Source organism: Mycobacterium sp. SMC-17 (assembly GCF_045310915.1).
Taxonomy (GTDB): Bacteria; Actinomycetota; Actinomycetes; order Mycobacteriales; family Mycobacteriaceae; genus Mycobacterium.
Map to the genome: position 1 here is coordinate 122,942 of NZ_JBJIAK010000007.1, position 13,844 is coordinate 136,785.

The window sequence follows — 13,844 nt, forward strand, 5'->3', positions numbered from 1 at the left end:
CATGACCGCCCCCATCTGGATGGCGTTGCCGCCGGAGGTCCATTCGACGCTGCTGTCCAGTGGGCCCGGTCCGGGCTCCCTGCTGGCCGCGGCGGCTGCGTGGCAGTCGCTGAGCGCCGAATATGCCTCGGCCGCAGCTGAACTCACCGCGTTGCTGGGTGAGGTCCAGGCGGGGGCCTGGGAGGGGCCGAGCGCCGAGCAGTACATCGCCTCCCACGCGCCGTATCTGACGTGGCTGGCACAGGCCAGTGCCAACAGCGCCGCCAACGCGGTCCAGCACGAGACCGCCGCGGCGGCCTACACCACCGCCCTGGCCGCGATGCCGACGCTTCCCGAACTGGCCCTCAACCACGTCGTGAACGCCGCGCTGATCGCGACGAACTTCTTCGGTATCAACACGATTCCGATCGCGCTCAACGAAGCCGACTACGCCCGCATGTGGCTGCAGGCCGCGACCGTGATGAGCACCTACCAGGCGGTGTCGGGCGCGGCGGTGGCGGCGGCCCCGACGACGACGCCGGCACCGATGATGCTGGCGGCGGGCATCGGTGAGGCCGGCACCGCGTCGGCGAGCGCGACGCAGGCGGGCGCCCAACTACAGGCAGCGGATGCCGGTACGTCGCTGGACACGTCGAACGCGATCACCGACTACCTGTACAACTACATCAAGACGCTGCCCGGCGGCGATCTGATCTGGAAGTTCCTGCAGGATCCGCTGGGCCAGATCCAGCAGATGATCTTCGACTTCCTGACCAACCCCTCGCAGGCGTTGGTCACCTGGGGGCCACTGCTTTTCGCGCTCGGCTATCAGGCGTTCTTCCAGCCCGTGGGCTGGGGCACCTGGGGCGCGATGCTGTCGGCACCGCTGTGGGGGCCGGCGCTGATCGCCGTCGGCCTGTCGAGCCTCGGGTTGTTGGCCCTGCTGGAACCCGACTACGTGCCGGATCCCGAAGTCGCCGACGCGTTCCCGCCGCCGCCGCAATTGCAGGCCGTCGACCACCAGATGCCGGTCGTCAGCGTCGCCCCGACGGTGCCGGCGACCCCCGCCTCCCCGGCGAGTGCGCCCGCACCCGCTCCGGCCGCGTCGGCAGCGGCTCCCGCGCCGGCAGCGCCGGCACCGCTGATGGCATACGCGGTGGCCGTCGACGATCCGGGACCGGGCTTCACCCCGACCGTGCGGGACGGCGCCACCGCGCCGGCACCGGCGTCCGGCATCGCTGCCGCCGCAGCAGCAGCCGCGGCAGCGGCCGCGGCCGAGCGTCGCCGCGCCCGTCGCCGCCGCGCAGCGAAAGAGCGCGGTGTCCGCGACGAGTACATGGACATGAACTCGGAGGTCGATCCGGACTTCGGGGATGACGCCGGTTCAGACCGGGCTCCCCGTGCCGATGTTCTCGCTTCGGCCCGCGGTGCCGGACCGATCGGTTTCAGCGGCACGGTGACCCGCCAGGACCAGCAGGCAACAGGCCTGAACCGCCTGACCGGCAACGGTTACGGGGGCGGTGTCACCGAACCCATGCTGCCCGGCAGCTGGGACACGGAAGGCGGTGCCAACCGCTGATCCTGCGGACGAAAAGACTTGACCACCAACAGAATCCGGACGAATCCCGAGAGGAATCACTATGAGCATGCTCGACGCACACATCCCCCAGCTGGTCGCTTCCGAGTCGGCCTTCTCCGCCAAGGCCGCACTGATGCGCAGCACCATCGCCCAGGCGGAACAGGCCGCGCAGTCGGCCCAGGGCTTCCACCAGGGTGACTCGGCCGTCGCGTTCCAGGCCGCACACGTCCGCTTCATGGCGGTCGCCGCCAAGGTCAACGCCCTGCTCGACATCGCGCAGGCCAACCTCGGCGACGCGGCCGGCACCTACGTCGCGCAGGACACCGCCGCGGCCGGCACCTACACCTCGGTCTGACCGCCGCACCCACACCCAGACACCTAGCAGCGAGGAGATCCCATGTCCCAGATCATGTACAACTACCCGGCGATGCTGGCCCACGCCGGTGAGATGACCGGTTACGCCGGTGCTCTGCACGCCGTCGGCCTCGACATCGCCAGCGAGCAGGCCGCGCTGGCCGGCGCCTGGCAGGGTGACACCGGAACCAGCTACCAGGCGTGGCAGGCCCAGTGGAACACCGCGATGGAAGAACTCGTCCACGCCTACCGGGCGATGGCGAGCACCCACGAGACGAACACGCTGTCGATGAGCGCACGCGACAGCGCCGAAGGCGCCAAGTGGGTTTAGGTCCAACGGTTTCGGCGCGTTCCGGGTCACTCGGTGACCCGGAACGCGCCGGAATCCCGGTCTCCGCGGTAGAACTCACCGCGGACCAAGCCTGGTTCCTCGCGGACCGTCTCGGCGCCGGGGGCTTTCCGTGGGTGCTGGCCATCACGCAGCCCTACAGCGACCCCGCCGCCAAGGGCGGTTTCGACGCCGACCAGGTCACCGCGCTGACGCGGATGGGGGTGCTGTCCGCCGATGGCTCCGTGCATCCCGCTGTCGCGCAATGGATTCGGGCCGTATGCCGGCCCCGGCGCTGGCTGGAACTGCGATGGGTGTCCGGAGCCGGTGCCATGCTGCGCGGCATTCTCGTGCGCAACGGCAACCTGACCGTGGCGGTCTTGCGCAGCGAGCACCTGATGACCTGCACCGAACTGACCGTCGCGTCGACGGATGCACTGGTACCGGTGCTCACGGCAGGATTGTCCGGCCGGGCGCCGGCCCGGTTCGACGAATTCGCGATGCCAGCCCACATCGGGGCCAAGGCCGACGAACGACTGCGCCGCGGCGACTCGCTGGACCACGTGATGGAGCACCTCGGCATCCCGGTGTCCGCGCATGCCGTCGTACGGGCCGCCTTCGCACCCGGCCGCAGCTATGTGGAGATCGTAGCGGGGGACCACCGCGACGGACACCGGATCAGCACCGACGTCGGCGTCAGCATCGTCGACACCGCCGCCGGCCGCGTCGTCGTCGCACCGGTGAAAGCCGCTGACGGCACCTGGATTTCAAACTTCACCCCGGGCACCGACCTCGCCGTCACCGCTGCGGTGCAGCGGCTGACCGCGACACTGCCCGACGGTCCCTGGTTCCCCACGGCGAACCTGACCCGAGACTTCGAGACCTCGACTGGAGAACGGAAAGAACATGTCCCCCAACACGTCTGGTAGTACCGCGATGCCGATTGTGCGGGTCGCGGTGCTTGCCGCGGGCGACGAGCAGGGTGGTCGCGGGCGACTCACCGACGTAGCCCTGCCGGCCGGCCTGCCCCTGCGCGAGATCGTGCCTGCCGTGCGGCGCATCGTCGGAGTCAACGGGGCACCCGACTCCGCAGCCCCCGCCGAGCTGTCACTCGCGCCGCTGGGCGGTGCGGCGTACAGCCTCGACGCCACCCTCGACACCGTCGGTGTGGTCGACGGTGACCTGCTGGCGCTGCAGCCCGTGCCTGCGGGTCCGCCGGCGCCGCGCATCGTCGAGGACATCGCCGATGCCGCCGCCATCTTCTCCGCCGCCCGCGAAAACCCCTGGGGTAACGCGCATATCCGGCGTTTCGCGGCGTGGGCCGTCGTGGCCCTGACGGTGCTCGCCACCGCGCTGGCGACACTGGTGCGGGTGCGTACCGGCCAGCCGGCCGGGCTGTTCACCGTCATCGGCGTGGCGGTGCTGACCGTCGCGGCTGCGCTGTTGACCCGTCCGGCCATGCCGCGGCTCGCGACCGCCCTGAGCCTGGCGGCACTGCTGCCGGTCGGTGCCGCCTTCGCGCTGGCGGTCCCCGGCCCGACCGGTCCGGCCGCCCTGCTCCTCGGTGCGGCAGCGGTCGCGGCCTGGTCGATCGTCAGCATCACCGTCGGCGGGCAGGCCATCGCGGCCTTCACCGCCACGACCGTCCTCGGTATCGCAGGCGTGATCGTCGGTGGCGCTGCGTCGATCTGGCAGCTGGGCAACGCCGTGATCGGTGCTGTGCTAATCGTTTTCGCATTGCTGGTCATGGTCCAGGCCGCGCAGCTGTCGACGCTGTGGGCGCGCTTCCCGGTGCCGAACATCCCGGCACCGGGCGACCCGACGCCGTCGGCCCTGCCGCGGTCCGTGCTGGCTGATCTGCCGCGCCGAGTCCGCGTGTGTGACGCACACCAGACGGGCTTCCTCGCCGGTGCCGTGCTGACCATGACCACCGGCTCGGTGGTCCTGGTGGCCGGGGCCCACCCGTCGCCGTGGGCGTGGTACGTGGTCGTGGCCGCGGCACTGGCGACGGCGCTGCGGGCCCGTATCTGGGACTCGGTGCCGTGCAAGGTGTGGCTGCTCGGCCAGCCGTATCTCGTTGCGGCCGTGCTTCTCACGATGTTCGCGATCGGTGGCCACTACGCCAACGCATGGTGGTCGCTGGGCGTGCTCGCGGTGCTCGTCGCGGTCGGCGTGGTGGCCGCACTGAACCCGCAGGTCGCCGACCCGCAGACCTATTCGCTGCCGATGCGTCGCCTGGTCGGCTTCGCGGCGACGGCCTTGGACGCTTCGCTGATCCCGGTGCTGGCCTACCTGGTGGGTCTGTTCGCCTGGGTCATCAACCGGTGATGGTGGCCATCCGGCGCGGAATCTCCGTCCTGACAGCCGCTTTCGCCGCCACCGCCGCAGTGGTGCCGACGGCGCTGGTGCCGACCGCAGGTGCCGTCGTGCCGCCGCACGTCGACGAACACGCGGCGCCGCCATCGGGCAGCGTCGGCCCCGTCGCGGCGATGGGGCAGCGCGGACAGTGCGTCACCGCCGGCGTGCTGCCCGGCACCGATCCGGGCGCACCGGGTCCGGGCCACACCCTGCTCAATGTGCCGGGTGCCTGGGCCTTCAGCCGCGGTGACGGACAGACGGTGGCGGTCATCGACACCGGCGTGCATCCCGGTCCGCGGTTGCCCAATGTGGACGCCGGCGGCGACTATGTGGAGAACACCGACGGGCTCACCGATTGCGACGGCCACGGCACGCTCGTGGCCGGACTGATCGCCGGTCAGCCGGGCGCGGACGGGTTCTCGGGCGTCGCGCCGGGCGCCCGCATCCTGGCCATCCGTCAGACGTCGGAGCGGTACGCGCCCCGCGGTAACGGGGGAGATCCGGCCGCGGCGTATGCGACCATCGCGGTCGCGTCACTGGCTCGGGCCGTGGTGCATGCCGCCGACCGCGGCGCCAAGGTCATCGCCATCACGGCGGTCACCTGCCTGCCCGCCGACCGGCCTGTCGATCAGACCGAACTGGGCGCGGCCCTGAAATACGCTGCGCAGGAAAAGGATGCGGTGATCGTCGCCGCCGCTGGCAATGATCGGGCCGGCCTGGCCGGCGGCCCGTCCTGCGAGGCCAACCCCCTGGACAATCCCGGGAACACGGCCGACCCGCGCAACTGGGCCGGCGTCAAGTCGGTGTCCATCCCGTCCTGGTGGCAGCCGTACGTGCTGTCGGTCGGCTCGCTCGACGCCACCGGACAACCGTCGGACTTCACCACACCCGGCCCCTGGGTCGGCATCGCGGCACCAGGGGAGAACGTCGCGTCGACCGGCGTGAACGGCTTGGCCAACGCACTGCCCAACGAACGCGGTGACCTGTTCCCGTTGCGCAGCAGCAGCTACGCCGCCGCGTACGTCGCCGGCGTCGCGGCCCTGGTGCGCAGTCGATTCCCCGCACTCAATGCGGCGGACGTGATGCACCGGCTGACCGCCACCGCGCACGGTGCCGCGCGCATGCCGTCGAACCTGGTGGGCGCCGGCGTCGTCGACCCCATTGCGGCACTGACCTGGGACGTGCCGGCGACAGCCCCGGCGCCGAAATCTGTTGCGGTGGCGATGCCGCCGGAGCCGGCGCCGAAGGACACCACGCCCCGGACCATCGCCTTCACCGGTGCGGCAGTGCTGGCCGTCGCCGCGCTGATCGCCCTGGTCGCGTACCGAAGAAAGGACGGCGCCCGATGACGGCCCGAATCACGTTGGCACTGCTGGTGATAATCCCGGCGGCCATGACGTACCCGTGGCACACGACGCCGCACAAGTGGATCCTGGGTGTCGCGGTCGCCGTGGTGCTGCTGGTGTTCGCCTGGTGGCGCGGCATGTTCCTGACCACGATGGTGGCCCGGCGGTTCGCGGTATGGCGCCGGAACCGGCGCGGTGCCGCGCGGCCGTCGGCCGGTCAGGTCACTGTCGTGCTGGAAGCCGACGAATTCCCTTACGACGCATTGCCTCTCGTCACGTCCTACGTGGACCGGTACGGCGTGCGGTGTGACTCGGTGCGCGTCACCGAACGCCGACTCGACGGCGCGCGCAGCGCATGGGTCAGCGTGACCGTGGCGGCCGCATCGAATCTGGCTGCGCTGCAGGCACGTTCGCCGGAGCTGCCGCTCGCGGACACCGCGGAGAAGGTGGCCCGACGGCTGGCCGACCAGCTGCGCGAAGCCGGCGTCCCGGTCGCGGTCACTGACGCCGCGCCCGCGCCCCGGTCAGACGGCGCGCGGGAGACGTGGCGTGCGGTCCGTGACGAGGACGGCTACCTGACGGCATACGGGCTGCCCGCCGATCAGCGGCTGCCCGGTTGTCTGGCCGAGCTGGCCTCGGCGACCGAACTGTGGACGGTGCTCGAGTTCGCGCCTGGTGCAACCATTTCCGCGGCCTGCGCGGTACGCACGGCCAACGCTCCCGCCGCGGCGGCTGTCGCGGGCCTGGCGCGCGAGTCGGGCCGGCAGGGGCCGCTGCTCGCGGCGATGGCCCCGGCGTCGGCCGGCGGCCTCGGCACGCGGCCGGGTGCGCTGACGAGCGAGTTACTCGCGGAGCTGTCGGGACGCGGCGCTGACACTGCCGTTGCGTCTGCGGCGCGGGCGTAGCGCCGATCCGGACTCCAGGGTCAACGGGCCGAACGGGCCCGGTCGGCTTGACGGTCGCTGCCGTCGAACATGAACGGGCTCATGAACTTGGTCATGCGGCGCAGGTAGTCGGGCTGGCTGACGTGCAGGATGTGGTTGCCGGGGAACCAGTGGAACGCGCAGCGATCCCAGTGTTCCCACAGCAATTCGGCCTGCTGCGGCGGCGCCAGGCGGTCACCCAGACCGGCGATGATCAGCCGGCGGTCGCGCGGCACCAGCGGCCGGTAGTTCAGCGGTGAGTGGTACTGCCCGGCGGTGGCGATCAGGTCGTCGTCGGTGTGCGCCAACCGGTTGCTCAGCTTGACCAGCAGATTGGCCGGAAACCATTCGTCGACCGTGCGGTCCGGTGTCACCACCGGGACGTTCGGGATGACGGCCTGGATGCGGTCGTCGACCGAGGCGATCAGCGACGAGGTGTAGCCGCCCAGCGACATTCCGGTCAGGGCAACGCGGTCGACCCCGGTGTGCTCCAGATAGTCGAGTACGGAACGGAAGTCGTGCACCGCTTGCGCCATGGCCTCGGCGAAGCCGGGGACGCCGTCCATGAAGAAGCCGTAGCCGCTGTACGGAGAGCCCTTCTCGGCCCGCGGCCCGTGGAACGGCAGGGTGTACAGCAGGACGTCGTACCCGGAGCGGAAGAACCACGGCAGCGAGAAGAACAAGCCGTTGAACAGGTAGGGCGAGCCCATGAACCCGTGGATCACGCACAGTGTGGGACGCGGACCGTCGTCGTGCCGCCAATGCTGGGCATGCACCACGTTGTTGCGCGCATAGCCGCGTCGCCGGTCCCGCATGCCGGGATACACGGCGTCGTAACTGCTCTGGAACCAGATGTTCTGCACCTGGCCGCGCGCGACCCGCTGCGCGACGGCGCCGGCGGCACGCGTGGACACCTGCGGCGGACCGCTGGGCGCGGGGAAGCACTGCCGGGGGTCCTTGGTGGCGGCCAGTTCGGCATAGAACCGCAGGGCGTCGGGGTCGTCGCCGGCCCGGTTGCGCACCGCCGACGCTGCCATCCGCGGAATCATGCCGGCGCCGATCACCGAGGCCAGCGCCGTACGAAGGCCCAGGTCAGCGACGGCAGAGGAGTCGACGATCAGCTTCTGTTGCCACGTCAGGTCGGACCGGCGCGGCAGTCCGCGGGCGGTGGCATCCGCGCCCGGCACGTCGGGGACCGGGACGGGTGGGTTGAACGCATCGCCGTGCGGATTGTTCACGTTCGGATGCTAACCCCGGTTCTCGGCGCCCGTCAGCCGATCTTCGAGATCGAACAGCCTGGCGGCGTTGTGGTACAGCACTTTTCGCAGCCAGTCGTCGTCCGGGGCCACCTTGCTGAGCACCTCGAGGGACTCGCCGTACCGGTACGGGATGTTGGGGAAATCGCTGCCGAACAGGATGCGGTCACCGAGCGCAGCCAGCCGGGGCAATTCGGCAGGCGGGAACGGCATGGACTCCTCGATGAACGGGGTGAACGCCATGGTGGTGTCCAGGTGCACGCCGTCGAATCGTTCGCAGAGGTCCAGGAAGTCCGTGTATTCGGGCATGCCCAGGTGCGCGATGATGAGCTTCAGACCCGGATGCCGGTCCAGCACGGTGCGGATCTGGCCTGGGCCGGTGTGCGCGCCGGGCGTCGGGCCGGAACCACAGTGGATGATCACCGGGACATCGGCCTCGTCGATGGCGCCCCACACGTCGTCGAGCAGCGGGTCGGCGGGGTGATAGGCGCCGACCTGGACGTGCGCCTTGAAAACCTCGGTGCCGCCGGCGATGGCCTCGGCCACGTAGTCAGCTGCGCCGGGCTCCGGGAAGAACGTCGCCGTCGACAGACAGTCGGGGTTCTGCGCGGCGAACTGCGCGGCCCACTGGTTCAGCCAGGCGGCCATGTCGGGCTTGTGCGGATAGACCAGCGACGTGAACGCCAGCACCCCGAAACCACGCAGCGTCTCCAGCCGGTGCTGCTCCTCGGTGCGGTAGGTGATGGGCCAGGTGCGGCCCGTGAGCGGCCCGGCGCTGTCGAAGTACTTCCACACCTTGTCCATCACGTTCTTGGGCATGAAATGGGTGTGCACGTCGATCAGGCCGGGAAGGGCCAGCGACTGCCAGAAGTCGCGTACTGAATCGTCCATCACCCAACAGAATGGCAGGCGCGCGCCAGGACCCGGCGGCAGGATGGGGATGTGTGGAATCCAGACACCTACCTCGCCTTCGCTGACCACCGCGGCCGGCCCTTCTACGACCTGCTCGCGCGCGTCGGTGCCCAGGCACCCCGGCGCGTGGCGGACGTGGGCTGCGGCCCCGGGAATCTGACTGCCACGCTGTCGGAGCGCTGGCCCGGCGCGGTGATCGAAGCGGTGGACAACTCACCGGAGATGGTCGAGGCGGCCCGGGCACGCGGCGTCGACGCCCGGGTGGTGGCGGCCGCCGACTGGGCGCCCGCGGCCGACACCGATGTGATGGTGAGTAACGCTGTGCTGCAATGGGTTCCGGAGCACCGCGACCTGTTGCGGCGGTGGGCCGCCGAACTGCCGAAGGGTGCCTGGCTGGCCTTTCAGGTGCCCGGCAACTTCGACTCGCCGTCACATCGGGCGGTGCGGGAGGTCGCCCGGTATCCGGAGTTCGCCGAGGCGCTGGCCGACATCCGGTTCCGCGAGACGAACGTGGTCGACGACCCGGCGGGCTATGCCGCGCTGCTGACCGCCGCGGGGTGCACCGTCGACGCCTGGGAGACGACCTATCTGCACCAATTGACCGGTGCCACACCGGTGCTGGACTGGATCACCGGCACCGCGCTGACCGACGTCCGCTCCCGGCTCACCGTCGACGCCTGGGAGCGGTACCGGCAGGCGATCATCCCGCTGCTGGCGCAGGCATACCCGCCCCAGCCCGACGGCACGACGTTCTTCCCGTTCCGCCGGATCTTCGTGGTCGCCCAGACGTGAATCAGTGAATCTGCTGGTACTGGTGCTGAATCGGGGTCCCGGGCTGGGGCGCGTTGTTCTGGTGCGCGAACACCTGGTGCACTGAGCTCGAGGTGGTGGAGGGCGCGGCGTGAGCGGACGTGGCCAGGCCGATCGCGATGAGGCCGGGCGCGACGGTCAGGCCGATGACGATGATGAAGTAGCTGACCCAGCGGGTGACGATGCTCATCTGAATTCTCCTGCTGCTGTGGGCTTTTGATGTCGTATCCGGGGTGATCCGGTGTTGACTCAAGAGTCCCGCAGCAGGGCCCGGCCGTCTGTCCACCAGCCGGGCCCTCAACAGGATGAATTCACTGTCCCCCGATCGGGGGACACCGCCACGGGGATTTGTGCACGATTTTCCGCGCCGACCGCGGAAAAACGTGCACAAATCCCTGGTCAGCGGAGGGTGTTGAGCGCCCCGAGCACCTGGGCGACCAGGGTGTCGATGTCGGCGCCGGTGGTGTCGACGACGAGATCCGGGTTCTCCGGCGGCTCGTAGGGGGCGTCCACGCCGGTCAGGCCGCGCAGCTCACCGGCCTTGGCCCGGGCGTACAGGCCCTTGGGGTCGCGGCGCTCGCACTCGCTGCGCGGGGTGGACACGTAGACCTCGATGAACGGCAACTTGGCGACGGTGCTCAGCTCGCGGGCGGTGTCGCGGTCCGACTTCAACGGCGACACCAGCGAGGCCAGCGCCACCACACCCGAGTCGGCCAACAGGCGTGCCAGGTGGCCCACCCGGCGGATGTTCTCGGCCCGGTCTCCCGCGGAGAACCCCAGGTCGTCGGACAGCCCGTGCCGGATGTTGTCGCCGTCGAGCAGGTAGGCCACCTGCCCACTTTCGACCAGCGCCCGCTCGACCGCGACGGCCAGCGTCGACTTACCCGACGCCGGCAGCCCGGTGAACCAGATGGTCGCGCCCCGCTGCCCGGTCCGTGCCCACCGGTAGGACCGGTCCAATGACGAATGGTGCCAACGGATGTCGCTGCGCGAGTGGGTGCCGAGCTTCACCTCGCGCGGCTCGGTGATGGTGCCGGCGCCGACGGTGTCGTTGGACGTCTCGTCGATCAGGATGAAGGCGCCGCTCTCCCGGTTGTCGCGGTACGGGTCGGCGATGACGGTCGAGCTGGTGCGCAGTGTGACGGCGCCGATGTCGTTGAGTACCAACTCGACCGGCTGATCGATGTCGTCCAGCGTCTCGGGATCGAGCCGCGTGTGCAGCGCCTGCACCGTGGCGCGGACGGTGCGGGTGCCCTGCTTGAGTGCCAGACGGTCACCGGCGCGCAGCGGGGTCTCGGCGAACCAGCACACCGTGGCGTCGAGCTCGCGGGCCAGCACCGGGATCGACGCGTTCTCGGCACTGCTGACCAGCACGTCGCCGCGGCCGACATCGATGTCGTCGGCCAGCTCGATCGAAACCGACAGTGGGGCAACGGCTGTGGTGCGGTCGTCGTCGAGGGTGTCCACGGCGGTGACGGTCGAGCTGGTACCCGCAGGCAGGCTCAGCACGGTGTCGCCGACCTGCAGGGTGCCCGCGGTCAGCCGGCCGGTGTAGCGGCGGCGCTGTTCCGCGGTGGGTCGGGACACCCACTGGATGGGCAGCCGCAGCTTGGCCGGTTCGGGTTGCGGCGCACTGAGTTCGATGCCCTCGAGGTACTCCAGTAGTGTCGGCCCCTCGTACCACGGGGTGTTCTCCGAACGGTGCACGACGTTGTCGCCGAGCTTGGCCGCGAGCGGGATCACGGTGAGGTCCACCGCACCCAGTCGGGCGGCAACCTTACCGAGCTCGTCGTGTACCGCATCGAAGCGCGCCTGGTCGAAGTCGACCAGATCGATCTTGTTGACCGCGGCCACGAAGTGCTTGATACCCAACAGCTTTGCGATCCGCGCGTGGCGCAGGGTCTGGCGCAGCACACCGGCGCGGGCGTCGACCAGCAGGATGGCCACGTGCGCGTTGGAGGCGCCGGTGAACATGTTGCGGGTGTAGCGCTCATGGCCCGGGGTGTCGGCCAGGATGTAGCTGCGGGACTCGGTGGAGAAGAAGCGGTAGGCCACATCGATGGTGATGCCCTGTTCGCGTTCGGCGCGCAGGCCGTCGGACAGGGCCGCCAGGTCGGCCACCCCGTCGTCGTCGGTGACGGCGTCCAGGTGGTCCAGCGGCAGGCTGTCGGTGTCGTGCAGCAGCCGGCCGATCAGGGTGCTCTTGCCGTCGTCGACTGAGCCCGCGGTGGCAATGCGCAGAAGTTGCCTGGTGCTCATCAGAGGTAGCCCTCTCGCTTACGGTCTTCCATCGCCGCCACCGACGTGCGGTCGTCGGCGCGGGTCTCGCCGCGTTCCGACACGGTGGCAGCGGAGATCTCGGCGATGACGCTCGCGATGTCGACGGCCTTCGAGCGCACCGCACCGGTGATGGTCAGGTCGCCGACGGTGCGGTAGCGCACCCACTCCACCGCGGCCGATTCGCCAGGACCCGGCTGGGTGTACTCCGACACGGCGAGCAGGATGCCATCGCGTTCGAACACCTCGCGCTCATGCGCGAAGTAAATCGACGGCAGCTCAAGGTTTTCCAGCTCGATGTAGCGCCAGATGTCCAGTTCGGTCCAGTTGGACAACGGGAACACGCGCACCTGTTCGCCCTTGCGGATGCGGCCGTTGTAGAGCGACCAGGGCTCGGGCCGCTGGGCGCGCGGGTCCCACTGGCCGAACTCGTCGCGGAAGCTCAGGATGCGTTCTTTGGCGCGGGCGCGTTCCTCGTCGCGGCGGGCGCCGCCGAACGCTGCGTCGAAGCCGCCGGCCTCCAAGGCATCGAGCAGGGTGCGGGTCTGCTGCCTGTTGCGCGACGCCCCCGGACCCGGGTCGGCCACCCGGCCGGTGTCGATGCTCTCCTGCACCGACCCGACGAGCAGCTTGTGCCCGACGCCGGTGGTGCGGCGATCCCGGAAGTCGATGACCTCGGGGAAGTTGTGGCCGGTGTCGACATGCAGTACCGGGAACGGCAATGGTCCGGGCCGGAAAGCCTTCTCGGCCAACCGAAGTAGCACTATCGAGTCCTTGCCCGCGGAGAACAGCAGGACCGGGCGCTCCAGCTCGGCCACGACCTCGCGGATGATGTGCACGGCTTCGGCTTCGAGCAGCCGGAGCTCGTCGACGTGAATACTCATACCGGCAGCCCTTCCTTTTCGGCTTCGGCGCGGTAGCGCTCCACCCATTCGTCCGAACGCTGATCGGCCTGCCGCTCCAGCACCGGCGTCGGTGCCAACCTGCGGTCCTGACCGAGCGCCTCGAGCACATCGCCGACGACCTCGGTCAGGTTGCGCCACAACACCGGATACGGCACTTCGATCCGGTTGACGTTCTCGTCGAGGAACCACTTCTGCCAGCCCTCCTCCTGGGCCCGCAGCATCCGCACGACGTGTGCGATGGCGCCGGCGTGGTACTCGGCGCGGGCGTCGCGCACCGGGTCCGGACGGCCCCGCCACACGCGGGTCTGCACCGCGCGCCAGAACGAAACCGCTTGTGACACCACGTCGGGCCGGTGAATGTGGATGAGCACCGGATCGGAGCCGATGACGTCGCGGATGGCGGCCAGCAGTCCGTCACCGGAGCGGTCCGGCAGGCCCTGGGCCCGGCGCTGCAACTGCGCGGTCTGGTTCCACATGAGCTTGCCGCCCCAGATGCCGTTGGGCGTGCGTCCGGCGGTCTGGATGTAGTCGCGCCAGATGGTGGCCGGGGCCAGCTCGGGCCTGCCGTCGATCAGCGGGTCCAGCAGCCGCAGGATCGATTCGTCTTCCGTGTCGGCGAACCATTCGCGCGGCTGCGGGGACATGCTGGTGTGTGGCAGGTACTGGAAGAACTCCTGGGGTTCGCCGGCCACACCGGTGGCGCGCAGCGACTCGACGAGAAGCGTGCTGCCGCTGCGCTGTGATGCGAGGACCAGATAGGCCGTCCGTGCTGTCATGGCGCAAGAGCCTAGCCTGCGCTGAAATCCCTTGCAGAAGG

The 13,844-nt window shown here is 69.9% G+C and carries 14 protein-coding genes; 8 read left to right on the top strand and 6 right to left on the bottom strand.

The window, feature by feature from the left end; translation table 11 throughout:
* Position 1: 1 nt before the first annotated feature.
* The 7 genes from ACJH7A_RS07340 to eccE all read left to right on the top strand — a co-directional run bounded on the left by ACJH7A_RS07340 (position 2) and on the right by eccE (position 6,849).
* A complete protein-coding gene (locus ACJH7A_RS07340; RefSeq protein ID WP_318984727.1) occupies positions 2-1,558 on the top strand; it encodes a PPE family protein in 1,557 nt (518 codons plus the stop codon).
* A 61-nt stretch (positions 1,559-1,619) separates the two neighbouring features.
* Positions 1,620-1,913 (top strand): WXG100 family type VII secretion target, encoded by a 294-nt coding sequence (locus tag ACJH7A_RS07345; protein ID WP_212808036.1) that lies wholly within the window; start codon positions 1,620-1,622, stop codon positions 1,911-1,913.
* 42 nt (positions 1,914-1,955) lie between these two features.
* Positions 1,956-2,243 (top strand): WXG100 family type VII secretion target, encoded by a 288-nt coding sequence (locus ACJH7A_RS07350; RefSeq protein WP_020103897.1) that lies wholly within the window; start codon positions 1,956-1,958, stop codon positions 2,241-2,243.
* A gap of 53 nt (positions 2,244-2,296) precedes the next feature.
* Positions 2,297-3,169, top strand: coding sequence for an ESX secretion-associated protein EspG (locus ACJH7A_RS07355; protein WP_406801700.1), 873 nt, complete (start codon positions 2,297-2,299; stop codon positions 3,167-3,169).
* Positions 3,147-4,568: a type VII secretion integral membrane protein EccD gene (gene eccD / locus ACJH7A_RS07360; protein ID WP_406784387.1), complete on the top strand. Its 1,422-nt coding sequence runs from the start codon at positions 3,147-3,149 to the stop codon at positions 4,566-4,568. The genes ACJH7A_RS07355 and eccD overlap by 23 nt, the downstream gene beginning before the upstream one ends.
* Positions 4,568-5,947, top strand: coding sequence for a type VII secretion-associated serine protease mycosin (gene mycP / locus ACJH7A_RS07365; protein ID WP_406775401.1), 1,380 nt, complete (start codon positions 4,568-4,570; stop codon positions 5,945-5,947). Before eccD ends, mycP begins: the two co-directional genes overlap by 1 nt.
* On the top strand, positions 5,944-6,849 hold the full coding sequence (eccE, locus tag ACJH7A_RS07370; RefSeq protein ID WP_406775400.1) for a type VII secretion protein EccE: 906 nt from the start codon (positions 5,944-5,946) through the stop codon (positions 6,847-6,849). The genes mycP and eccE overlap by 4 nt, the downstream gene beginning before the upstream one ends.
* Positions 6,850-6,869: 20 nt before the next feature.
* On the opposite strand, the gene ACJH7A_RS07375 is transcribed toward eccE, so the two are convergent.
* Both ACJH7A_RS07375 and ACJH7A_RS07380 read right to left on the bottom strand, forming a co-directional pair.
* Complete coding sequence (locus tag ACJH7A_RS07375; protein ID WP_406801666.1) at positions 6,870-8,105, bottom strand: alpha/beta hydrolase family protein; 1,236 nt, start codon at positions 8,103-8,105, stop codon at positions 6,870-6,872.
* A gap of 9 nt (positions 8,106-8,114) precedes the next feature.
* Positions 8,115-9,014, bottom strand: a complete 900-nt coding sequence (locus ACJH7A_RS07380; RefSeq protein ID WP_212808041.1) for an amidohydrolase family protein — start codon at positions 9,012-9,014, stop codon at positions 8,115-8,117.
* Between the two features lie 51 nt (positions 9,015-9,065).
* Between ACJH7A_RS07380 and ACJH7A_RS07385 the strand changes: the two genes are divergently transcribed.
* On the top strand, positions 9,066-9,827 hold the full coding sequence (locus ACJH7A_RS07385; RefSeq protein WP_406801667.1) for a trans-aconitate 2-methyltransferase: 762 nt from the start codon (positions 9,066-9,068) through the stop codon (positions 9,825-9,827).
* 1 nt (position 9,828) lies between these two features.
* Here ACJH7A_RS07385 and ACJH7A_RS07390 read toward each other — a convergent pair whose 3' ends face one another.
* The 4 genes from ACJH7A_RS07390 to stf0 all read right to left on the bottom strand — a co-directional run bounded on the left by ACJH7A_RS07390 (position 9,829) and on the right by stf0 (position 13,803).
* A complete protein-coding gene (locus ACJH7A_RS07390; RefSeq protein WP_318984720.1) occupies positions 9,829-10,035 on the bottom strand; it encodes a hypothetical protein in 207 nt (68 codons plus the stop codon).
* Positions 10,036-10,244: 209 nt separating this feature from the next.
* Positions 10,245-12,104: an adenylyl-sulfate kinase gene (gene cysC / locus ACJH7A_RS07395; protein WP_406801668.1), complete on the bottom strand. Its 1,860-nt coding sequence runs from the start codon at positions 12,102-12,104 to the stop codon at positions 10,245-10,247.
* Complete coding sequence (cysD, locus tag ACJH7A_RS07400; protein WP_406801669.1) at positions 12,104-13,006, bottom strand: sulfate adenylyltransferase subunit CysD; 903 nt, start codon at positions 13,004-13,006, stop codon at positions 12,104-12,106. Before cysD ends, cysC begins: the two co-directional genes overlap by 1 nt.
* Entirely contained in the window at positions 13,003-13,803 is an 801-nt protein-coding gene (stf0, locus tag ACJH7A_RS07405; protein ID WP_061001055.1) for a trehalose 2-sulfotransferase, read from the bottom strand. The genes cysD and stf0 overlap by 4 nt, the downstream gene beginning before the upstream one ends.
* Between the last annotated feature and the right edge of the window lie 41 nt (positions 13,804-13,844).

Bases quoted from the DNA above. Each gene is read 5' to 3' on its own strand.
- ACJH7A_RS07340 (WP_318984727.1), top strand. From the start codon at position 2: ATGACCGCCCCCATCTGGATGGCGTTGCCGCCGGAGGTCCATTCGACG.
- ACJH7A_RS07345 (WP_212808036.1), top strand. From the start codon at position 1,620: ATGAGCATGCTCGACGCACACATCCCCCAGCTGGTCGCTTCCGAGTCG.
- ACJH7A_RS07350 (WP_020103897.1), top strand. From the start codon at position 1,956: ATGTCCCAGATCATGTACAACTACCCGGCGATGCTGGCCCACGCCGGT.
- eccD (WP_406784387.1), top strand. From the start codon at position 3,147: ATGTCCCCCAACACGTCTGGTAGTACCGCGATGCCGATTGTGCGGGTC.
- mycP (WP_406775401.1), top strand. From the start codon at position 4,568: ATGGTGGCCATCCGGCGCGGAATCTCCGTCCTGACAGCCGCTTTCGCC.
- eccE (WP_406775400.1), top strand. From the start codon at position 5,944: ATGACGGCCCGAATCACGTTGGCACTGCTGGTGATAATCCCGGCGGCC.
- ACJH7A_RS07380 (WP_212808041.1), bottom strand. From the start codon at position 9,014: ATGGACGATTCAGTACGCGACTTCTGGCAGTCGCTGGCCCTTCCCGGC.
- ACJH7A_RS07390 (WP_318984720.1), bottom strand. From the start codon at position 10,035: ATGAGCATCGTCACCCGCTGGGTCAGCTACTTCATCATCGTCATCGGC.
- cysC (WP_406801668.1), bottom strand. From the start codon at position 12,104: ATGAGCACCAGGCAACTTCTGCGCATTGCCACCGCGGGCTCAGTCGAC.
- cysD (WP_406801669.1), bottom strand. From the start codon at position 13,006: ATGAGTATTCACGTCGACGAGCTCCGGCTGCTCGAAGCCGAAGCCGTG.
- stf0 (WP_061001055.1), bottom strand. From the start codon at position 13,803: ATGACAGCACGGACGGCCTATCTGGTCCTCGCATCACAGCGCAGCGGC.